At 61.1% G+C, this 21042-nt stretch carries 25 protein-coding genes; 16 read left to right on the top strand and 9 right to left on the bottom strand.

Annotated features, from left to right (window positions below):
* The first annotated feature begins 1 nt into the window (after position 1).
* On the top strand, positions 2-574 hold the full coding sequence (locus tag RSF91_RS03120; RefSeq protein ID WP_099735598.1) for a 5-formyltetrahydrofolate cyclo-ligase: 573 nt from the start codon (positions 2-4) through the stop codon (positions 572-574).
* An 18-nt stretch (positions 575-592) separates the two neighbouring features.
* The gene (locus tag RSF91_RS03115) at positions 593-853 is read left to right on the top strand and encodes a hypothetical protein (protein ID WP_332567031.1); all 261 of its coding nucleotides are present in this window, start codon (positions 593-595) and stop codon (positions 851-853) included.
* Between the two features lie 125 nt (positions 854-978).
* Here the strand turns inward: RSF91_RS03115 and queC are convergent, their stop codons facing one another.
* The gene (gene queC / locus RSF91_RS03110) at positions 979-1749 is read right to left on the bottom strand and encodes a 7-cyano-7-deazaguanine synthase QueC (RefSeq protein ID WP_332567030.1); all 771 of its coding nucleotides are present in this window, start codon (positions 1747-1749) and stop codon (positions 979-981) included.
* A gap of 116 nt (positions 1750-1865) precedes the next feature.
* Here queC and RSF91_RS03105 point away from each other — a divergent pair, with 116 nt between their 5' ends.
* The 5 genes from RSF91_RS03105 (at position 1866) to RSF91_RS03085 (ending at position 7303) form a co-directional block, all read left to right on the top strand.
* Complete coding sequence (locus RSF91_RS03105; RefSeq protein WP_332567029.1) at positions 1866-2549, top strand: glutathione S-transferase family protein; 684 nt, start codon at positions 1866-1868, stop codon at positions 2547-2549.
* A 46-nt stretch (positions 2550-2595) separates the two neighbouring features.
* Entirely contained in the window at positions 2596-3900 is a 1305-nt protein-coding gene (locus RSF91_RS03100; RefSeq protein ID WP_332567028.1) for a multifunctional CCA addition/repair protein, read from the top strand.
* A gap of 157 nt (positions 3901-4057) precedes the next feature.
* Positions 4058-5578: an acetaldehyde dehydrogenase ExaC gene (gene exaC, locus RSF91_RS03095; protein WP_332567027.1), complete on the top strand. Its 1521-nt coding sequence runs from the start codon at positions 4058-4060 to the stop codon at positions 5576-5578.
* A 242-nt stretch (positions 5579-5820) separates the two neighbouring features.
* A complete protein-coding gene (gene adhP / locus RSF91_RS03090) occupies positions 5821-6855 on the top strand; it encodes an alcohol dehydrogenase AdhP (protein ID WP_332567026.1) in 1035 nt (344 codons plus the stop codon).
* Positions 6856-6928: 73 nt separating this feature from the next.
* Positions 6929-7303 carry a DUF779 domain-containing protein gene (locus tag RSF91_RS03085; RefSeq protein WP_332567025.1) on the top strand — a complete coding sequence of 125 codons (375 nt, stop codon included), beginning with the start codon at positions 6929-6931 and terminating at the stop codon, positions 7301-7303.
* A 6-nt stretch (positions 7304-7309) separates the two neighbouring features.
* Here RSF91_RS03085 and trxC read toward each other — a convergent pair whose 3' ends face one another.
* From trxC to RSF91_RS03070, 3 genes are all read right to left on the bottom strand, one after another.
* Positions 7310-7744 carry a thioredoxin TrxC gene (gene trxC / locus RSF91_RS03080; RefSeq protein WP_332567024.1) on the bottom strand — a complete coding sequence of 145 codons (435 nt, stop codon included), beginning with the start codon at positions 7742-7744 and terminating at the stop codon, positions 7310-7312.
* A 100-nt stretch (positions 7745-7844) separates the two neighbouring features.
* Complete coding sequence (locus RSF91_RS03075) at positions 7845-8045, bottom strand: DUF2905 domain-containing protein (RefSeq protein ID WP_169107734.1); 201 nt, start codon at positions 8043-8045, stop codon at positions 7845-7847.
* 136 nt (positions 8046-8181) lie between these two features.
* Complete coding sequence (locus RSF91_RS03070; RefSeq protein WP_332567023.1) at positions 8182-9297, bottom strand: class I SAM-dependent methyltransferase; 1116 nt, start codon at positions 9295-9297, stop codon at positions 8182-8184.
* 9 nt (positions 9298-9306) lie between these two features.
* On the opposite strand from RSF91_RS03070, the gene RSF91_RS03065 reads away from it, so the two are divergent.
* The 5 genes from RSF91_RS03065 to RSF91_RS03045 all read left to right on the top strand — a co-directional run bounded on the left by RSF91_RS03065 (position 9307) and on the right by RSF91_RS03045 (position 12902).
* Complete coding sequence (locus tag RSF91_RS03065) at positions 9307-10092, top strand: SDR family oxidoreductase (RefSeq protein WP_332567022.1); 786 nt, start codon at positions 9307-9309, stop codon at positions 10090-10092.
* Between the two features lie 30 nt (positions 10093-10122).
* Complete coding sequence (locus RSF91_RS03060) at positions 10123-10494, top strand: dihydroneopterin aldolase (RefSeq protein WP_099735586.1); 372 nt, start codon at positions 10123-10125, stop codon at positions 10492-10494.
* Positions 10495-10499: 5 nt separating this feature from the next.
* Complete coding sequence (gene ttcA, locus RSF91_RS03055; RefSeq protein WP_442878790.1) at positions 10500-11480, top strand: tRNA 2-thiocytidine(32) synthetase TtcA; 981 nt, start codon at positions 10500-10502, stop codon at positions 11478-11480.
* 86 nt (positions 11481-11566) lie between these two features.
* Complete coding sequence (locus RSF91_RS03050; RefSeq protein WP_332567020.1) at positions 11567-12301, top strand: DUF4136 domain-containing protein; 735 nt, start codon at positions 11567-11569, stop codon at positions 12299-12301.
* Between the two features lie 103 nt (positions 12302-12404).
* On the top strand, positions 12405-12902 hold the full coding sequence (locus RSF91_RS03045; RefSeq protein WP_332567019.1) for a DUF2501 domain-containing protein: 498 nt from the start codon (positions 12405-12407) through the stop codon (positions 12900-12902).
* 116 nt (positions 12903-13018) lie between these two features.
* Here the strand turns inward: RSF91_RS03045 and RSF91_RS03040 are convergent, their stop codons facing one another.
* Complete coding sequence (locus tag RSF91_RS03040) at positions 13019-13810, bottom strand: anti-sigma factor (protein WP_332567018.1); 792 nt, start codon at positions 13808-13810, stop codon at positions 13019-13021.
* Positions 13811-13828: 18 nt separating this feature from the next.
* A complete protein-coding gene (locus tag RSF91_RS03035) occupies positions 13829-14404 on the bottom strand; it encodes an RNA polymerase sigma factor (protein WP_332567017.1) in 576 nt (191 codons plus the stop codon).
* Positions 14405-14643: 239 nt separating this feature from the next.
* On the opposite strand from RSF91_RS03035, the gene RSF91_RS03030 reads away from it, so the two are divergent.
* The 4 genes from RSF91_RS03030 to RSF91_RS03015 all read left to right on the top strand — a co-directional run bounded on the left by RSF91_RS03030 (position 14644) and on the right by RSF91_RS03015 (position 17872).
* Positions 14644-15237 carry a ferritin-like domain-containing protein gene (locus RSF91_RS03030; protein WP_332567016.1) on the top strand — a complete coding sequence of 198 codons (594 nt, stop codon included), beginning with the start codon at positions 14644-14646 and terminating at the stop codon, positions 15235-15237.
* 73 nt (positions 15238-15310) lie between these two features.
* Positions 15311-15868 carry a DUF3455 domain-containing protein gene (locus RSF91_RS03025; protein ID WP_332567015.1) on the top strand — a complete coding sequence of 186 codons (558 nt, stop codon included), beginning with the start codon at positions 15311-15313 and terminating at the stop codon, positions 15866-15868.
* 194 nt (positions 15869-16062) lie between these two features.
* Complete coding sequence (locus RSF91_RS03020; protein WP_099735578.1) at positions 16063-16704, top strand: histidine phosphatase family protein; 642 nt, start codon at positions 16063-16065, stop codon at positions 16702-16704.
* Positions 16688-17872 (top strand): DSD1 family PLP-dependent enzyme, encoded by a 1185-nt coding sequence (locus RSF91_RS03015; RefSeq protein WP_332567014.1) that lies wholly within the window; start codon positions 16688-16690, stop codon positions 17870-17872. Before RSF91_RS03020 ends, RSF91_RS03015 begins: the two co-directional genes overlap by 17 nt.
* 113 nt (positions 17873-17985) lie before the next feature.
* Here the strand turns inward: RSF91_RS03015 and RSF91_RS03010 are convergent, their stop codons facing one another.
* The 3 genes from RSF91_RS03010 to RSF91_RS03000 are packed head-to-tail and all read right to left on the bottom strand — an operon-like array spanning position 17986 to position 20947.
* On the bottom strand, positions 17986-18717 hold the full coding sequence (locus RSF91_RS03010) for a phosphoribosyltransferase (RefSeq protein WP_332567013.1): 732 nt from the start codon (positions 18715-18717) through the stop codon (positions 17986-17988).
* Between the two features lie 7 nt (positions 18718-18724).
* Positions 18725-19954 (bottom strand): M20 aminoacylase family protein, encoded by a 1230-nt coding sequence (locus RSF91_RS03005; protein ID WP_332567012.1) that lies wholly within the window; start codon positions 19952-19954, stop codon positions 18725-18727.
* Between the two features lie 3 nt (positions 19955-19957).
* Positions 19958-20947, bottom strand: coding sequence for a Bug family tripartite tricarboxylate transporter substrate binding protein (locus RSF91_RS03000; protein ID WP_332567011.1), 990 nt, complete (start codon positions 20945-20947; stop codon positions 19958-19960).
* Between the last annotated feature and the right edge of the window lie 95 nt (positions 20948-21042).

Here is a 21042-nt window from a genome sequence, read left to right as displayed (position 1 = left end):
GATGGACAAAGCAGCGTTACGCCGCAAGTTGATTGAACTGCGCCTCAACCTTCCAGATCGCCTGCAGCGTGCAGACGCGCTACAACAGGTGATGCGCTTTTGGCTAATGGAGCGACCCGATACCGTGATTGGCGCCTACTGGCCCATCAAGGGTGAATTCGACCCGCTGCCTGCTCTGCATCGCTGGAAAGAAGATGGCGAGCTACAGGGTACCCCACAACGGCGCAGGATTGGGCTGCCAGTGATTGACAAACAGCGTAAGACGCTGAGTTTTCACGCTTGGTACCCCGGCTGTCCTATGGAAGAGGACGCCTATGGCATCCCCAAGCCCAAGGACACCGAGCTGCTGGTGCCCACGCTGCTGTTTGTGCCCTGCGTGGGCTATGCCGCTGGCGGCTACCGGCTGGGCTATGGCGGCGGTTTTTATGACCGCACGCTGGCCGAGCTGACCCCGCGCCCGTTTACCGTGGGTCTGGGCTACACCAATGGCTATGTGGATGACTTCCATCCTGAGGCGCATGATTTACCCTTGGACGCCATCCTGAACGACAACGGTGTAGTCTGGCCCGTCTGAACCTTTGAACTGTTTGCCATGAGTCGCCCGAACAAGAACATTCCCCAGCGCCGCTACCGCCCGCGCGCCCCTCTTACCGTGATGCAACTGCCGCTGAACCGCGAAGAAATGCACAGGCTGCAAGCCCATATGCGCCGCCACGGCGCACTGAGCCTGACGCCACGCCAGCACAACGCGATATGGGACTTTCTGTTTGAAACGCCCGAGAGCCAAGCTTGGCTGAGCCATATGACCGAGCAGATCCGGGCCGGGCAGATCGCGACACGACCCCACGTTTAAGGCATAAAAAATGCTCCTTATTAAGGAGCATCTACCGCCTTTATTCAAAGGACTTCAAAGGTTAATCGCCTTGAAGTCCTTTTTTATTGAGCGCAAGCAGCTATCAAATTCAATTGATCGCCTCTTCAAGCCGACTGGCTGGCGCGCCAATTTTTCCAGCCTGAGGCCCGCAGTTCGCAGGCCGGGCAGCTGCCGCAGCCATAGCCCCATTCGTGCAACGCATCACGCGTGCCCTGATAGCAGGTGTGAGTCTCCACCCGGATCAGCTCCACCAGCGCATCACCGCCTAAGTCATGGGCCATCTGCCAGGTCTGGGCCTTGTCCAGCCACATCAACGGGGTGTCAATGCGCAAACGGCGCTCCAGCCCCAGGTTCAGCGCCAGTTGCTGCGCCTTCATGGTGTCGTCGCGGCAGTCGGGGTAGCCGGAGTAATCGGTCTCGCACACGCCGGTGACGATCACCGTCAGCCCACGTCTATAGGCCAGCGCCCCAGCCAGCGTCAAAAACAGCAGATTGCGGCCCGGCACAAAAGTGTTGGGCAAGCCATCGGCCTGCATGGCAAAGGCCACATCGTCCGTCAGCGATGAACCACCAATCTGCTTGAGCACATCCAGCGACAGTACATGGTCTTCACCCAGACGCGGCGCCCATGCCGGAAAGCGCTGCGCCAGCTGCTCACGCACACCGGCGCGCACGGCCATCTCCACGCTGTGACGCTGACCATAATCAAAGCCCAGCGTCTCCACTCGGTCAAACATGGCCAGCGCCTGCGCCAGACAGGTGGTCGAGTCCTGACCGCCAGAGAACAGCACCAGCGCGCCCTTGTGATGACCGGCACCGGCCACATTGGCTGTAGTGGCGGCGACGTTTGCAGAAGTAGTGGAAGTATTTGCCATAGGTGTGCAATTACATCACTTGCCGCACAGCCCTGTGCATAACTGCGGCGCTCAGAACTACAGACCGCCGCCAGCAAGCGTAATAAGCTGAAACGCATTGAAATCGGGGAACCGTCATGCTCAAACTCCATATCGGCAACAAGAATTATTCGTCGTGGTCCATGCGCCCATGGGTGTTGATGCGCCAAAGCGGCATTCACTTTGATGAGGTCAAAGTACGCTTTGACAGCTTTGCAGCAGACTCGCAATTCAAAAAACAGATGCTATCGCTCTCGCCCGTGGGCAAGGTGCCGGTGCTGGTCGATGGCGACCTGGCCATCTGGGACAGCCTTGCCATCTCTGAATACCTGGCCGAGCGCTATCCTGAAAAACACCTCTGGCCCCAGCACGCCGCCCACCGCGCCCGCGCGCGCAGTCTGGTCGCTGAGATGCACAGCGGCTTCGGCGCCCTGCGCAGCATCTGCCCCATGAATATCGAAGCCAGTCTGGACAAAGTCGGCGCCCAGCTCTGGGAACGACACCCAGAACTACGCGCCGATGTGCGCAAGCTTGAAGCACTCTGGCTACCCCAGCTGCAAGCCGCCCACGGCCCCATGCTGTTTGACCAGTTCAGCATTGCCGATGCATTTTTTGCCCCAGCCTGCATGCGCATCAACAGCTACGGCCTGCCCACCTCCACGCTAGTCACCGCCTATGTGCAGCGCATCTGCCTGCTGCCGTCCACGCAGGAATGGGTGCAGGGCGCGCTGGCCGAGAATGACTTTTTGCCGTCTCAAGAGCCTTACCGCACGCAGCGCTGAGAAAAAACCAGTCAGCACCGCACCGAGTAGCCACTACCATTGCAGCATGAGCGAATTCAAGGTTTACAAGGTAGGCGGTGCAGTGCGAGACCAGTTGCTGGGCCTGCCCGTCAACGACACCGACTGGGTGGTGGTGGGCGCCACGCCAGAGCAGATGACTGCGCGCGGCTTTGTGCCCGTTGGGCGCGACTTTCCCGTGTTTCTGCACCCCAAGACCCATGAGGAATATGCGCTGGCCCGCACCGAGCGCAAGAACGGCATGGGCTATCGCGGCTTTGTGGTGCACACCGCCGCTGATGTAACCCTGGAAGAAGACCTGGCGCGGCGCGACCTCACTATCAACTCCATAGCTGCCCCCGCAGACTGGAAAAGCGCCAGCGAGCTAAAAGACTTGGTAGACCCTTATAACGGTCAGCAGGATCTGAAAGACCGGGTTCTGCGCCACGTGACCGATGCCTTTCGCGAAGACCCGGTGCGCATTCTGCGTCTGGCCCGCTTTGCGGCGCGATTTACCGATTTTTCCGTGGCATCCGAAACCATGGCCCTGATGCGAGAGATGGTGACTGCGGGCGAGGTCGATGCCTTGGTGCCCGAACGCGTCTGGCAAGAAATCAGCCGCGGCCTGATGGAGGCCCAGCCCTCGCGCATGTTCAACATCTTGCGTGACTGCGGTGCACTGGAGCGGCTGCTGCCTGAACTCAACAAACTCTGGGGCGTGCCCCAGCGCGCGGAATACCACCCCGAGGTGGATACCGGCGTGCACGCCATGATGGTGCTGGACATGTCCGCTCGCCTGCAGGCCCCGCTCACCGTGCGCTTTGCCTGCCTGTGCCATGACTTTGGTAAAGGCACGACACCCGCCGATGTGCTGCCCCGCCACATTGGCCATGAGCAGCGCAGCGCCCGCCTGCTGCTGCAGGTCTGCGACCGCTGGCGCGTGCCCAATGACTGCAAGGAACTGGCCGAAGTCGTGGCCCGCGAGCACGGCAATATTCACCGCAGCAATGAGCTGAATGCCGCCGCCCTGCTGCGATTGCTGGAGCGCTGCGACGCCATACGTAAGCCCGAACGCTTTGAAGAAGCCCTGCTGGCCTGCGAGTGTGATGCCCGTGGCCGCCTGGGTTTTGAAGAAGCCCCCTACCCGCAGCGCCAGCGCCTGAGCAATGCACTGAGCGCCGCGCTGGCCGTAGAGACAGCCCCCGTTGCACAGGCCGCCGCCCAGCGTGGACTCAAAGGCAAAGCCATTGGCGATGCGGTAAGCCAGGCACGCGAGCAGGCAGTTGCGCTGCAATTGCAACAACCACAAGTGACTGCAACCGATTTGCCCGACTCTGCAGCACCTGCCGCCTGAGCCTGCCCACACCAAGGGAACACCCGCAGAGGGAAAACCACCTCTCCCCAGCGATAAATCAGGCAGGAATATGTAGGACTGCAGGCTGCACGACCACCGTGAAGCAAGGCCTGCACACCCTTTGATTCCCCCTGCTTTCTTGCTCTGGAGGTTACCCATGGCTTACGCCCTTCCCGGCCAGTCCGGTGCGCTGCATACATACCAAGACCGCTATGAAAACTTTATTGGCGGCCAATGGGTTCCGCCCAGCGGGGGCGAGTATTTCGACGTAGTCACGCCCATCACCGGCAAGGTCTACACCCGAGCCGCGCGAGGCACGGCGGCCGATATTGAAAAAGCCATCGATGCAGCCCACGCCGCCGCCGACGCCTGGGGAAAAACCAGCCCCACCGAGCGCAGCAACATCCTGCTGCAGATTGCCGACCGCATTGACGCCAACCGCGAGCTGCTGGCCTATGTGGAAACCATAGACAACGGCAAGGCCATCCGCGAAACGCTGGCCGCCGACATTCCGCTGACGGCCGACCATTTCCGCTACTTTGCAGGCGCCATTCGAACGCAGGAAGGCGGTATCAGCCAGATTGATGGCGACACCGTGGCCTATCACTTTCACGAGCCGCTGGGCGTGGTGGGGCAGATCATTCCGTGGAACTTCCCCATCCTGATGGCGGCATGGAAGCTGGCCCCAGCGCTGGCGGCGGGCAACTGCGTGGTGCTCAAGCCCGCGGAGCAAACGCCTATCTCCATTCTGGTGCTGGCCAAATTGATTGGTGATTTGCTGCCGCCCGGCGTGCTCAACATCGTCAACGGCTTTGGCCGCGAAGCCGGCATGCCGCTGGCGCAAAGCAAGCGCATTGCCAAGATTGCCTTCACCGGCTCCACCAGCACGGGCCGCGTGATTGCGCAGGCTGCGGCCAACAGCCTGATTCCCGCCACGCTGGAGCTGGGCGGCAAGTCGCCCAACATCTTCTTTGCCGATGTCATGGACAAGGACGACAGCTTCCTCGACAAAGCCATCGAAGGCTTGGTGCTGTTTGCCTTCAACCAAGGTGAGGTCTGCACCTGCCCATCGCGCGCACTGATCCACGAATCCATCTACGAGAAGTTCATGGAGCGTGTGCTCAAGCGAGTCGCCGCCATCAAGCATGCCGACCCGCTGGACCCCACCAGCATGATGGGCGCACAGGCCAGCAAGGAGCAGCTGACCAAGATCCTCTCTTACCTGGACCTGGGCAAGCAAGAAGGCGCCGAAGTACTGTGCGGCGGCGCTCAGGCTCAGCTGAGCGGCGCACTCGATGGAGGCTATTACGTGCAGCCCACCATCTTCAAGGGCCACAACAAGATGCGCATCTTCCAAGAAGAAATCTTCGGCCCCGTGCTGGCCGTGACCACCTTCAAAACCGAGGAAGAAGCGCTGGAGCTGGCCAACGACACGCTGTACGGTCTGGGCGCCGGTGTGTGGAGTCGCAACGGCAACGTTGCTTACCGTATGGGCCGAGCCATCAAGGCTGGGCGCGTGTGGACCAACTGCTACCACGCCTACCCCGCACATGCGGCGTTTGGCGGCTACAAGGAATCGGGCATAGGGCGGGAGAACCACAAGATGATGCTGAACCACTACCAGCAGACCAAGAACCTGCTGGTGTCCTACTCCGAATCCAAACTCGGCTTCTTCTAAAGATGACCGCCACATGACATCGTGGCGAGAGCGAGGCCTATTTGAGCTGCATCAAATGCCTTGAGACACCTGAGGCTTCATAGTGCATGGAGATCGTTGCTCTTTCCCAGGGGGTGCGACGGTCTTCTGCACAGGGCCATCCAGCCTGCGTACAACACCATGCATACCCGCATGGCTCATTGTTAAGGTGCACACACAGCCCACCGGCTGTGGTCATGCACCGACTTCAAGAAGGTACTCTGATGTCTTTACCCCAGACCATGAAAGCTGCCGTGGTGCGCTCCTTCGGGAAGCCCCTCACCATTGAAGAAATGCCCGTACCCCGCCCGGCGGATGATCAGATTTTGGTCAAGATCGCTGCTTCCGGCGTGTGCCACACCGACCTGCATGCTGCGGAAGGCGACTGGCCGGTCAAACCCCACCCACCCTTCATTCCCGGCCACGAGGGTGTCGGCTATGTCGCCGCTGTGGGAAAAAACGTCAAGCATGTCAAGGAAGGCGACCGCGTGGGCGTGCCCTGGCTGCACAGCGCCTGCGGTTTTTGTCGCCACTGCATCGGCGGCTGGGAAACCTTGTGCGAATCCCAAACCAATACCGGCTACTCGGTCAATGGCGGCTTTGCCGATTACGCACTGGCCGACCCCAACTATGTGGGCCACCTGCCGTCGAATATAGGGTTTGTCGACATCGCTCCCGTACTCTGCGCCGGGGTCACCGTGTACAAAGGTCTGAAGGTCACCGATGCCAAGCCCGGCGACTGGGTGGTGATCTCCGGTGTCGGCGGCCTGGGCCACATGGCCGTGCAATACGCCAAAGCCATGGGCTTCAATGTGGCGGCAGTGGACATTGACGACTCCAAGCTCGCCCTGGCGCGCCAACTGGGTGCCACCGTCACCGTCAATGCCATGACGACAGACCCTGCGGCCTACCTGCAAAAAGAGATTGAAGGTGCACATGGCGTGCTGGTCACGGCCGTGTCGCCCAAGGCCTTCGAGCAGGCGCTGGGCATGGTGCGCCGCGGCGGAACGGTCTCCCTCAATGGCTTGCCGCCAGGAGATTTCCCACTCCCGATCTTCTCCATGGTGCTTCAGGGCATCACGGTGCGCGGCTCCATCGTCGGAACACGGCTGGATCTGCAGGAGTCACTGGACTTTGCCGCCCAGGGCAAGGTCAAGGCGACGGTCACGACCGACAAACTGGAAAACATCAACGATATCTTTGCCCGCATGCACCAGGGCAAGATTGAAGGCCGCGTGGTGCTGGACATCGCCGCTTAAAGCAACGCCGAATATGCATTGCTGCGCCATCCGAGCGTGAGCTCGGGTGTCGCAGCCACATAGGGAGAGCATCATGGTCTATCGCGTCATTGCCACCCCGTCCACAATTGCATTGATCGACGTGCTCCGCGCCAAATACGGGCCGCATCTGTTCTTTCACCAGTCCGGCGGCTGCTGCGACAACAGCGCGGCCAATTGCTACATCGAGGGCGAGCTGACCATCGGCCCCGGCGACGTGAAGCTGGGCGAGATTGGCGGCCTGCCGTTTTACATGAGCGTCTCGCAGTTTGAGTACTGGCAGCACACCCAGCTCATCATCGACGTGATCGACGGCCACGGCGGCGGCACGCTGTCGCTGGAGGGGCCAGAGGGAAAAGCCTTTTTGACCCGCTCACGTGTGTTCAGCGACGAGGAAGTGGCAGCACTTCGCCAGCAAACGCAGGGGTGATGCCCCTCAGATCACCGACTGCACCCAGCGCACGATCTCACCCGCAGGCATGGCACCGGAGACGCGGGCCAGCTCTTTGCCTTCCTTGAAGATCACCATGGTGGGAATGCTGCGAATGCCAAACGGCGCGGCCGGTTGTGGATACGCCTCGGTATCGAGCTTGGCCAGTTGCGCTTGCCCGGCGAGCTGCTGAGCAGCCTGCGCAAAGGCGGGGGCCATCATGCGGCAAGGACCGCACCAAGGTGCCCAGAAATCCACCACTACCGGTAACTGGCTGCGGCCAATATGTTTGGCAAAGCTGCCGTCATCCAGCGCCACGGGTTCGCCCGTCATCAGGGGCTTGTGGCAACTGCCGCAGTCAGGCTGATGGCTCAGCTGCTCTTTGGCGATGCGGTTGGTGGTGTGGCAGTGGGGGCAGACGTAATGCAGGGATTCGGACACAGGACAACCTTTCTGTAGCGGTGCATGGCTTGTGCAAGCGGGCACAAGTCGGGTTCATACCGGTATTTGCTGCCAGTGCGGGCAGATTCAAGTCAGCAACTCAAAGCTTCACAAAACGCGCAATCAGCGCCGCGATCACACTGAGAAGCACGGTGCTGGCGATGGGCAGGAAGAACTCGCGCCCGAACAGCCGAAAGCGAAAGTCGCCGGGCAGACGCCCCAGCCCAATGCGCTGCAGCCAGCCGTGCAGCCCGTTGATGAGCAACAGGGCCAGGAAAATGACGATCAACCAGCGAATCATGATGAAAGTGTATGCCTTGAACAAGCGCTGAAACCGGCAAGATCGAGCCCCGAGACATCCAGCAAGGGCCACCCCTCAGCGAAGAGCCGCCTCCTCCCGAAAAAAGAGGGGGAAAGCGCAAAGCGCCTCAGGGGAATTACAGCCTATGCGTTCGGTCACCCTGCACAAAGCCCAGCGGTCGCCAGGGCTCTACGCCCTTGCACAGAGCGATGACCTTGAACAGCTCACCCATTTCATGCTCCATCACCAGCTTGGACGCCATGGAGCGCGCCTTGAGGTTGGCTGCGTCCAGCTTGGGCGCCAGCCCGCAGTTGATGAGGAAATAGGCCTGATTGGTGTAGCCCAGCACATCAAAGCCCGCATCTTGCGCGGCCACGGCTGTGCCGGTGAAGTTGACGTGGGCCGTAATGTCCTTGAGCCCCACCAGCACCAGCGGGTCGCTGTCGACCTGATGCTGGTAGTGGCAGACCACGGTGCCCATGTGGCGCTGCTCGTGGTAGTACTCACTCTCACCAAAACCATAGTCAATGAAGAAGGCTGCGCCACGCGTCAGGCGCTCACCCAGCGTGCGGATGAAGGCCTCGCCCTGCGGGTGAATTTCGGTCAGATAGTCTTGGGGCCCGCCAATATCCACCGGAGCGCGCAGCTCGGTGGGGCGGTCTTCCCAGGCAAATTCATCACCGCTCATGACCACGCCGCGCTCATGCCACTGGCCTTTGGTGCGCTGCAGCAGCTGCACAGGCATGGCGTCCAGCACCTCGTTGCCGATGATCACGCCTTCCATGGAATCAGGCAGCGCATCAACCCAGCGCACTACGTGTTCGTATTTGGTCAATGCCTGCTTCTGGCGTGCGCGCAGCGTGCCAGAGAGATCAACGATGGTGTAGCGCTCGGGCAACGTGCCCAGCAAAGCCATTTCATCGAGGATCTGCAAGGCCAGCGCGCCGGTGCCGGCACCGAACTCCCAGATCTCGTTGGTATTCGTTTTTTGTAGCGCTTCCCGTAATTGGGACGCCACTAATTGACCAAAAATAGGGGAAATTTCAGGGGCGGTCACAAAGTCGCTTCCCGACTCTGGCATGGCCCCGAATTTCGCCGTCTCATTGGCGTAATAGCCCAGTCCCGGCGCATAGAGCGCAAGCTCCATGAATCGGTCAAAAGGCAGCCAGCCGCCCACGGCGGCAATTTCCTTGGCAATGCGAGATTGCAAGGCGCTCGTTAAACTGGTGGATTCTGTCGTCACAACACGCATTTTCCACGAATGTCCTCAACCGCCCGAACACGCACAGTATTGGTGACCGGTTCTGCCCGTCGCCTTGGTCGCGACATGGCCCTGGCTCTGGCCCGCGCGGGCTGGCAAGTGGCTGTGCATTACCGCGATTCACACGAAAACGCTATGCAAACCGTAGCGGCTTGCGCAGAACTGTCGGGCGAAAGCGCGGCTTTTGATGCAGATTTCTTTGACGAGGAATCTGTGCGCTCGCTGGTGCCTCGTGTGGTGGAGCGCTTTGGCCGCCTTGATGCGGTGGTCAATAACGCTTCGCTGTTCGAGCATGACGATGCCCAGAGCTTCAGCTATGTAGCCCTGGAAGCGCACCTGCGCAGCAACACGGCCGCGCCGATCTTGCTGTCCCAGGCTCTGCACACCCACATCCTGGCGCGCATCGCCGCTGGCGATGAGGCTGCGCATGGCGCCGTGGTCAATGTACTGGACCAGAAGCTCTGGAACCAGAACCCCGACTTTTTGAGCTACACGCTCTCCAAGGCGGCTCTGGAAGCAGCCAACACCATTCTTGCGCTGGCGCTTGCGCCCCAGGTGCGGGTGGTTGGCGTAGCGCCCGGCCTGACCCTGACCAGCCATATGCTGAGCCAGGAAAAGTTCGAAGCCCTGCACTCCATGAGTCCGCTGGGCCGTTCGTCCTCTCCCGAGGACATTGCGGCTGCCGTGTGCTTTGCGCTGGAAAACCGTTCGATGACGGGCACGACCATGCTGGTCGATGGCGGCCAGCATTTACAGCGCTTTGAGCGCGATTTTTCGATGATGTGAGGCCTCCCGGCCGCACTCCTCCCTCTTTCCATGACTTCCTCTTCCGGACAACAGATTCTCACGCTCTCCGGGCTGCGCTTTGACGCCAGCCTCGGCATTCTTGCGCATGAGAAAAAAGAGCCTCAGCCGATTCAGGTCGACGCCGAACTCAACCTCGGCCCCCAGCCCCTGACGCCGCGTGACGACGATATTCTTCACGTGCTGGACTACCGCAAGGTGCGCCAGATCATCATCGACGAGTGCACCTCCGAGCATGTGAACCTGCTCGAAAGCCTGATCGGCAAGCTGGCCCAGCGCCTGCTGCAGTTGCCCGGCGTACGCGGCGTACGTGTAAAAATTGCGAAGCTGGAAATTTTTGACGACTGCGAAGTAGCCATTCGCATCGAAACCGGACAATGGTGAACCCCATGAATGCAGTAAACGACAACCCCTGGATTGCCGAAGAGGCCGAAGCCGCTGACGCAGCCGCCGCGCAAAATGCTGGCGAAGAAGCTGGCAAGCCCGGCAAGATCAAGATCGAGCGCGAACAGATCAAGCTGGAAAAGCGCCTGTGCCGCGAAGTAGGCAAGGCCATCGTCGACTTCAACATGATTGAAGAAGGCGACAAGATCATGGTCTGCATGTCCGGCGGCAAGGACAGCTACACCATGCTCGACATCCTGCGCAAGCTGCAAAAGCGCGCGCCCGTGAAGTTCGAGCTGGTGGCCGTGAACCTGGACCAGAAGCAGCCCGGCTTTCCCGACCACATCCTGCCCGAGTACTTCAAGAGCCTGGGCGTGGACTACCACATCGAAACGCAGGACACGTACAGCGTCGTCAAGCGCGTCGTGCCCGAAGGCAAGACCACCTGCGGCCTGTGCTCGCGCCTGCGCCGTGCCATTTTGTACAAGGTGGCTGACGAGCTGGGTTGCACCAAGGTTGCACTGGGCCACCACCGCGATGACATCGTGCAGACCATGATGCTCAACATGTTCTACGGTGGCCGCATGAAGGGCATGCCGCCAAAGCTGGTGTCCGACAACGGCAAGCATGTGGTGATCCGTCCTCTGGCCTATGTGCCCGAGAAGGACACCGCACGCTGGGCGCAGTACCAGAACTTCCCCATCATTCCTTGCAACCTCTGCGGCAGCCAGGACGGCCTGCAGCGCGTGGTCATCGGCGAGATGCTGCGCGAATGGGAAAAGAAGTTCCCCGGCCGTATCGAGAGCATGTTCCGCGCCATGGGCAACATCGTGACCACACACATGATGGACCCCCTGCTGCACGACTTCAAGGGTGCAAAGGCCACCGGCATTGCCGACCCGAACGGCGACATGGCGTTTGACCATGAAGAGCTGCCAACTATGGCTTCCCTACCCGGCGGCTTGCAGGTGGTACAACTGTCCTGATTGGACTTTTGAACTAAAACGGGACGCACAAGTCCAAACAAAGGCCCATTCAATGGGCCTTTGTCGTATCAGAGAGAGATATCACCATGAACCTGCGCAACACTTCATACCGCTGGCTTGGCATCGCCGCCCTGACGGCAACCGCCCTGCTGACCGGCTGCAGCACCGTGCGTGAAGTCAACAGCACGGTACAGAGCTTTTCCTCGCTGCCGGGCATTCCCGTGCCGCCCACCTACCGTCTGGAAACCCTGCCCTCGCAGCAGGGCCAGGTGCACTTTCCCGCCGTCGAGGCCCAGGCCCAGCATGCGCTGGCCCGCGTGGGCATGATCCGCGATGACTCGCGACCCAGCCTTGTGGTGCAGATCAGCGCCGTGGCCCGCTATGCGCGCGACTACGCCAGCTGGCCCTATTACGACCCTTACTGGGGCCCACGCTGGGGCTGGGGCATGAGCTACGGTCGCGGCTGGGGCATGGGCTTTGGCGGCAGCATGATGATGATGGATGGCCCGCCGCTGGAGTACTACCGCGCCGTGAGCATCGTCATGCGCGACATCAAGACCCAGCAGATCGTCTATGAAACATCGGCCCAGCGCCAGGATGTGTGGACGGATGACCCCGCCATCTTCGGCATTCTGTTTGATGCCGCTCTGACAGGCTTCCCCAAGCCGCCAGAAGGACCGCGCACTGTGCGCACCGTGATCCAGAAAAACCCACCGCCAACGGCTGCGGGCACGCCGCTTGCTTCTGCAAACACTCCAGCGACAACAGCCCCTGCTCCCGCCGCACCGCAAGCGCCCGCGACGGCCAGCCCTGTGCGTTGAACAGTTTGCAATCTTCAACACTTTGCCCCTTGGCACATGTGCTAACGTGCAGCTCGGTTTGAACCGGGGCCTGACCGGCCCCGTCTTGAAAAGGATGACAGTCATGAAGAAATTTGCCCTCTCGACTCTGGTCTGCGCTGCTCTGGCAGCTGGTGCATTCAGCGCCCACGCAAGCGGCCTTGGTGATGCCCTTCGCGGCCAGCTGGGCGGCGCGACTGAAAGCAGCTCATCGTCTTCTTCAGGTCTGGGCAGCATGCTCGGCGGCGGCAGCACTGCGGGTGCAGGTGGCTCTGCGCTGTCGGCTCTGGGGCTGGGTGGTTTGACCGGCTCTGGCACGGCCAGCAACGCGGCAGGCGTCATCACCTACTGCATGAAGAACAACTACCTGAACGCCGACAAGGCCGCGCAGGTCAAGGATCAGCTGCTGGGCAAGCTGGGACTGGGCCAGAAAGAAGAGCCCAAGGACACTGGTTACCAGAACGGCCTGATGGGCATGGTCACCGGCTCGGACGGCAAGAGCTTCAATCTGGACAAGGTCAAGAGCAGCGTGAAGGAAAAGGCCTGCGACTTTGTTCTGAACAATGCTAAATCGCTGATCTGATTGCTATCACATCAATAGCTGCTAGCGCTTTATAAATAAGCGCTACAACCACAAAAGGCTTGCATTTCTGCAAGCCTTTTTGTTAGGTGAGAAAGCAGCTCAAGAGCCGCACTGCTTCATAAATCACGCCGAATCAAGGCACCCTTGAACAGCACCGGGCCTGTAGGCCCTGTTTCGCTGGGCACGCCGCCCTTGGGCTCCAGACTGATGGCAAGAGCAGGCACGGCTTTGACATCACTTTCATGTGCTTCAAACTGATCCAGCTTGCCATGCCCCATCACCCCCAAAGAGCGCGGTGCGCCTTGCGGGGCCAGGGCCCAGAGCTGCAGAGACTGGTTGGAGGGTTCCTTGAAGCCACCGACACGCTGCAGCACCAGCTGATTGTTTCGAGGGTCGAACGTTACCAGCATGGAGGCATCAGCCTTGCCATCGGCCAGCACCGCCACATATTGAATCTGGGGCGCCGCCTGCAACGCAGCTTGCGTGGTCTGTAGCTGAGCTTGCAGTGAAGACATTTGCTGCTGCGCCGTGTCTGTGAGCCAAAGCCCCACGGAGACAGCCGCCACCGTCGCCAGGATGCCTGCCACGGCCAGCCCACGCCACCATGCCAGTGCCCGGTTGGGCGACTTCGTTGTCGCAAGCTCTCGCTGCTGCGCCAGCTTTGCATTGGTTTTTTCAGCCTGCAGCAGATTGTCGATACGCGTCCATACCGCTGCATCGGGCTGCACCGGCTCCTGCACTTCTGAAAAAGCCGACCAGCGGCCCTGCCACAGCAGCGCGGCGGCGCGCACCTGCGCATATTCGCGCGCCAGTTGCTCAAAGCGCCGCCTCGCTCCACCTCGCAAAGTGCCCAGCGCATAGGCCGCGGCAAGGCGATCGAGCAGCTCTGGTTTTTGGGTCAAGTTCATGATGACTGCTCCTGCCACTCAAACATGACGGGCCATGCACTTGCGCAGCTGCTCCAGACTGCGGCGCATCCAGGTCTTGACGGTGCCCAGCGGCAGCTTGAGGTAGCTGGCCAGCTCACTCTGGCTCAGGTCCTTGAGGTAGGCCAGACTCACCACCTGCCGCTGAGCCTGCTCAAGGCGCTGCAGGCATTGGTGCAGAGCAGCGGCCTGCTCGCTGGCCTGCGCCCATTGCAGAGGGCTTTTCCCATCGTTGTCCGGCAACAGCTCATCCATGTCTTCAATCGGCACATTGAGGTGCAGGCGTTCGGCGCGGCGGCGGCGCAAAAAATCCAGCGCACGGCTTCTCACCACCATGCCCATCCAGGCCAGCGGCGGACTGAGGGAGTCGCGGTAAGTACCTGCATTGCGCCAGATACCCAGAAAGCTCTCTTGCAGCACATCCTCGGCCCATTCTTTGTTGCCGACGATGCGCAGCGCCAGACCATAGAGCCGGGAGGCGCTCTGGTCATACAACTGTTTGAGAGCAGCCTCATCCCGGGCTGCTACGCGGTCTAGTAAGTCCATCAGGTCGTTGTCCGGTGTATTGGCGCTCATGCTCCCATTGTGATCAGGCGCACCTGCTTGCGGCGGTGCTGTTGCATTGCTGCCAAGGTGTATTGCGTGCCTCCCTTGCTTCTGTATACGCAGCAGCGCGGTTGATGGATTCACCCTATGCGGGAAATTACCTGAAAAATAATTGGAAAAACTTGAATCCAGTGGCTCTGGGGCTGCGTATTCCAAATGTCGGACAGCGCAATTTTTCGACACAGCCCCACAGCTAATCAGGAGTCATCATGAGCATCAATCTGTTTGAAGGCCGTTCCTCCACCATGGCCTCGCGTCGCGGGTTTCTGGGCACTACGGGCACCTTGTCAGCTGTGGCGGTCGCCATGCTGGCCGGCAAGGAGTCACTGGCTCAGGGCATGGGCAATGACCCGGCCAAAGATGTTTCCATCCTCAATATTGCGCTGGGGCTTGAGCATGAAGCCATCAACGCCTACCAGCTTGGCGCCGGTAGCGGTCTGCTGCAAAAACCGCTGCTGGATGTGGCCCTGCTGTTCCAGAGCCATCACAAGGGCCACCGTGATGCCTTGATTGCGACCATCCAGAAAATGGGCGGCAAACCAGTCGCTGAAGCCTCTATGCAGGCCTATGCCGAATCACTGAAGGCCGGCAGCCTTAAAAACCAGAACGATGTGCTGGCACTCGCAGCCCGGCTGGAGCTGGGCGCGACCAATGCCTATCTGGGCGTCATCCCGGCCTTTGAGAGCCGCGACCTTGCCAAGGTTGCCGGGCGCCTTGCCGCTGACGAAACCATGCACTACACCGCGCTGACCTCGGCTCTGGGCCGTTCTCTGCCAGCCAACGCCCTGTCTTTTGGCGCCTGACACACCGTAGCTCCCTCGTACCGAGCAGATTAGCTCGGTGCATTTCTTCTCCACCTTGTTCGAGGAAATACTCATGAAGCATCTACGTACCGCCCCACTGGCCGCTGTTTGCCTGTCCGTGCTGGGCCTGAGCGCCTGTTCATCCATGGGCATGCACCCCATGATGTATTCGCAAGCGGAACTCCCGGCCACCGTGCAGGTGCCCGCAGGTCATAAAGTCGCCATGGAAACGGTGGGCGTTGGCCAGATCACCTACGAGTGCAAGGCCAAGAAGGACATGGCCGCCGAGCATGAATGGGTCTTCATCGGCCCCGATGCCAAGCTGCAGACACGCAGCGGCGCGGTCATCGGCAAATACTGGGGCCCGCCCGCCACCTGGGAGAACAACGATGGCTCCAAGGTCACCGCCACGCAGGTCGCGGTGGCACCAGCCGGTGCAGGCAACATCCCTCTGCAACTGGTCAAGGCCAACCCGGCCAGCGGCATGGGTGCCATGCAAGGCGTGAGTTATATCCAGCGCGTAGCCACCAAGGGCGGCGTTGCGCCAGCCATGGCGTGCGGGCCCGCCAATATGGGCAGCAAGCAAGTTGTTCAGTATCAGGCTGACTACATTTTCTGGAAAGCGTCCTGAACGCTGCCCCGGCACATCACCGGGGACCTGCCCCAATTTCAAAGGCTTGCCTGCTTCAAGGCAGGCCTTTTTTCATGCTTGCGCAGCACCCGTCAATGCAAGGCTTGGCACCGATCTCCCACGCTCTCTCTGGCACATCTTGTTTGCAAGACAATGACAGTCTAAAAACCACTCACGCAGTACGAGCTTTCGCCATGCACGCCACGCGCATCATTGCCATCCGCCACGGAGAGACAACCTGGAACGTCGACGGACGCATTCAGGGGCATCTGGACATTCCCCTCAACGACACCGGCCTCTGGCAGGCCGAGCAAGCCGGTCGCGCACTGGAGGGCGAGAGCATTGCCGCCATCTACAGCAGCGACCTGCAGCGTGCCCATGTCACGGCGCAGGCCGTGGCCAAAGTATCCGGCGCGCCTCTGTACACCCATCAAGGTCTGCGCGAGCGCTGCTTTGGCGACTTTCAGGGCCGCACCTTCAAGGATGTGGAGGCCAGTCAGCCCGAAGACGCCCAGCTCTGGCGCACGCGCAACCCCGCCTATGCGCCTCCGGGCGGCGGCGACTCGCTGATTGCACTGCGCGACCGCATTGCCAGCACCGTTGATGAAATCGCCCGCCAGCACGAGGGCGAGCAGATTGTGCTGGTCGCCCACGGCGGCGTGCTGGATGTTTTGTACCGGCTGGCTACGCGCCAGGACTTTCAGGCGCCGCGCACCTGGGAGCTGGCCAACGCCGCCATCAACCGCCTGCTGTGGACGCCCGAGGGCCTTTCTTTGGTAGGCTGGGCCGATACCGCACACCTTCAGCAAGGCAGTCAAGATGAAGCACATTCCTGAGCATTTGCAGGCCCTGGTCGGCCAGGCCATCAAACGCATAGACACACCGGCGCTGGTCATTGACCTGGATGCCATGGACCGCAATATCGAACGCATGGCCCGCTTTGCTCAGCAGCACGGCGTGCTGTGGCGCCCCCACGCCAAGCTGCACAAAAGCGCGCTCATTGCGCATCTGCTGGAGCATGCCGGGGCCAGCGGCCACTGCGTGCAGAAAATCAGCGAAGCCGAGGCCTTGGCCGAAGGCGGCATCACCAACATCTTCATCAGCAACGAAATCGTCGCCCCCACCAAGCTGGAGCGCGTGGCCAAGTTGGCCAAGGCCTTGAATGCCGAGGGCGGACGCCTGGCGATTGCCGTGGACTGCGAAGCGGGCGTGAGCCGCCTGGCCCAAGCCCTGCAGCAGGCTCAGGCGGGCGACAAGGCGATAGATGTACTGGTGGAAATCAATGTGGGCCAGAACCGCTGCGGGGTCGAGCCCGGCGAAGCTGCCGTGACCCTGGCGCAGGCCATTCAAGCCCAGCCCAGCCTGCGCTTTGGGGGTCTGCAGGCCTATCACGGCGGTGCCCAGCATCTGCGTACCGCTGCCGAGCGCAAGGCGGCCATTGAGCAAGTGCTCAAGCATGTCAACCGCACCTGCCATGAATTTGACCGCGCCCGCATCGCCATCCCTCTGATTACCGGTGCGGGCACCGGCACCATGGTCAATGAAGCGGCCAGCGGCGTGTATGGAGAGATTCAGCCCGGCTCGTTTCTGTTCATGGATGCCGACTACGCCGCCAATCAGCGCGATGCGGCCCAGCCCATGTTCGAGCACGCGCTCTACGTCAAGACCCAGGTCATGTCGCTGAGCGCCGACCACGCCGTCTGCGACGCGGGCCACAAGGCCCATGCCATTGATTCAGGCCTGCCCCGCCTGCACGCCTTGCCCGCTGAAAACGCGCTGCGTTTTGCCAATGGCGGCGACGAGCACGGCGTGCTGCACCCTGAGCCGCAAGCCGGTAACACCAGCGGCTGGCTGCCCGCCCTGGGCGAGACGCTGTGGCTGATTCCCGGGCATTGCGACCCTACAGTCAACCTTCATGACTACCTGATCGGCGTGCGCGGCGGTCGCCTCAAAGGCGTAGTTGAGCGCATCTTTACCGTCGATGGGCGCGGTGCGCTGACCTGAAGACCACTATCAAAAGAAAAGCTGCTAGCGCCTTCCAAATATCGGTTTCAAGCAGTTAATGCATTGAAACCCATATCAATCAAGCGCGAGCAGCTATCAATTAATGCAGTAGATCAGACGCTCTCTGGCCACCAGCCGTCAGCGCGGCGCTCCATGCGCGGACAATCGTAAGCGCCGACCACAGGGATGGGTGAACCATCTGCGCGCACCAGCTTCTGCTGCCACTGCGTGCCCTGGCGCATGGCCACGGCAATGGCGGCCACCTCGGCACCGCAACGCGCCAGCAGATTCAGGCCCGACACCATGGTGGTGCCAGAACTCACCGCATCGTCCACCACCAGCACGCGCTTGCCCGCAATCAGGCTCAGCTGATTGGGGTCCACATACAGCAGCTTGCCCTTGCCCGGCGTGGTGATGGAGCTGACGGGTTCGGCCAGCTCGTCGCGGTACCAGTATTTGCGCGAATAGCCCAGGGGCACGTAGCGGCTATGACCCAGGTGCTTGGCCACCAGCGGCGCAAACGCCAAGCCCAGAGTGGGCAGGCCAATCACCACATCAAAGTCATGCACCTTGGCGGCATTGGCCATGTGCAGCGCCAGTTGCTCCGTCACATCCATCGATGCCTGATTGGCAATCAGCGAAGCCACGCAGCGGTCAGGACTAGAAGGCATGCCGCGCAGCGGCAGCAGCAGATAGCGGCCGTCTGGCAACTTGGCCGGATAGCTGCTGGCGTAGGGCGGCAGGGGCGACTGGGCCAGCTCGGCCTCGGTCACAGTGGTTTGCCAGTAGTCGGTCGTGGCATCAAAGCCAGGCAGGTTCTGGCCGGTCAAATCAATGGGGTTCATATCAAAATCAGTCGCGGCGCAAATAGGCCTCTGCAAGCTTGACCCAGTAGCTGGCCGTCACCGGCAGCAGGTTGTCGTTGAAGTCATAGGCCGCGTTGTGCACCATGCAGCCGCCTTCCCCCATGCCGTTGCCGACGATGAAGTAGTTGCCGGGGACTTGGTTGAGCATGATGGCGAAGTCGTCGCTGGCCTGCAGGGGCTGCAGGTTCGGAATCAGCCATTCCTCGCCCAGAAACTCGCGCGCCACGCCCACTGCAAAATCCGTAGCAGCCACGTCGTTCATGACGGGCGGGTAACGCCATTTGTACTCCACCTCGGCGGTAGCGCGGTGCACCGCGGCTTGCGCATGGGCCATGGCCGTGATGCGCTCGCGCAGCAACTCGCGCACACCGGGGTCGCGGGCGCGAATGGTGATGCGTAGCTCGCAGGTCTCGGGAATCACATTGGGCGCATCGCCCGCATGGACGGCACCAATGCTGACCACGGCCATGTCATTGGGGTCGATCTCGCGCGAGCGTATGGTCTGCAGCGCCAGCACCAGATGCGAGGCGACGACGATGGGGTCCACCGCCACATGGGGCATGGCACCATGGCCACCCTTGCCGTGGATGGTGATGATGGCCGTGTCAGAGCTGGAATACATCACGCCCGAACGAAAGCCGAACTGGCCCGCCGGGTAGCCGGGCTCGTTGTGAAAGGCGTAAAGCGCATCGCAGGGGAACAGGTCAAACAAGCCTTGATCGACCATCTTCTGCGCACCGCCATGGCCTTCTTCGGCAGGCTGAAAAATCAGGTTGATGGTGCCATTCAGCTGGTTTTTGCGCTCAGCAATCACCTTGGCCGCAGCCAGCAGGGTTGCCGTGTGGCCGTCGTGGCCGCAGGCGTGCATCTTGCCGTCATGCTGACTCGCATAAGGCAGGCCCGTGGTTTCGCGGATAGGCAGCGCATCCATATCGGCGCGCAGACCCAGGCGTTTGCCACCGGCCTCCCCTTTCTCATGGTCGCCACAACGCAACGTACCGACCACGCCGGTATCGCCCAGACCGCGGTGCACCTCGTAGCCCCATGCGGCCAGCTTGGCCGCCACGATATCGCCCGTGCGGTGCTCTTCATAGGCCAGCTCTGGGTGGGCGTGCAGGTCGTGGCGCAGGGCCAGCATGTCTGGCGCAATGGCTGCCACTTCGGGCAGCACCGGCGGGTAGATTTCGGCGTGTATCTTGTTCAGCGGCGCAACCATGGCTTATTCCGCCTGAATACCGACGGATTTCACGATCTGTGCATAACCCACTTTTTCCTTTTTCAGGAACTGGGTAAAGCTGGCGGGCGTGCCCGTGCCGGGTGTCGCGCCACCGTCTTCAAGGCGCTTGCGCACATCGGGCATCTTGAGCACGGCATCCAGCTCTGTGGCCAGGCGAGTGACCACGGCTTGCGGGGTCTTGGCAGGCACAAACAGGCCGGTCCAGGTATTGAGGTCAAAGCCCTTGAGCTCAGGCGTTTCGCCGAAGGTCGGTACTCCGGCAATGGCGTCGATGCGTTTGGCCGATGTCACACCCAGACCTTCGAGTTTTTTCTGCTGAATCATGGGCGTGGCGCTGGTCGTCGTCAGCATGCCGATATCGACCTGGCCGCCCATCACATCGCTGGTGATCTGGGCACCGCCACGGTAGGGCACATGCACCAGCTTGATCTTGGCGCGCTCTTGCAGCACTTCCATGGCCAGGTGCAGCATAGTTCCCACGCCCGAGGTGGCATAGGTGAGCGATCCGGGCTTGGAGCGGGCCAGTGCGATCAGCTCGTTCAGGTTGTGCGCAGGCAGGCCGGGGCGGGCCACGGCCACCACAGGCGCAATCGTGACCAGACCCACGGGGGTCAGATCTTTTTCAGCGTCGTATTTGACGGCAGAGTTGACCAGCTGGGCAATGCTGATGGGGCCATCAAAGCCCATGACCAGGGTGTAGCCGTCAGCAGGTGCCTTGATGGCCTTGCTGACGCCCAGCACGCCGCCCGCACCGGGCACGTTGTCGATGACGACAGGCTGCTTGAGACGCTCGCCCAGCTTCTGACCAATCAGGCGGGCTGTGGTGTCCACATTGCCACCGGCGCTGAAGGGAACGATCAGGGTAATGGGCTTGGCAGCAGGCCAGGCATCAGCAGCAAAGGCGGCGGGAGCGGTAAAGCCCGCTGTAGCCAAGGCGGCGACAGCGACAAATGAGCGACGGGATGTGGACATGGGGCTTGCAGCAAGAAAGCAAAAATGCTGACGGCTCCAGGCCAGTCCCGGGGTCGCAGCATCTCTGTACTGGCCGGGAATTTGAATGCGCCCTC

Origin of the sequence: Comamonas sp. (assembly GCF_036643215.1) — a bacterium.
Classification (GTDB): domain Bacteria; phylum Pseudomonadota; class Gammaproteobacteria; order Burkholderiales; family Burkholderiaceae_C; genus Comamonas.
This window is presented reverse-complemented; position numbering and strand designations above follow the sequence as displayed.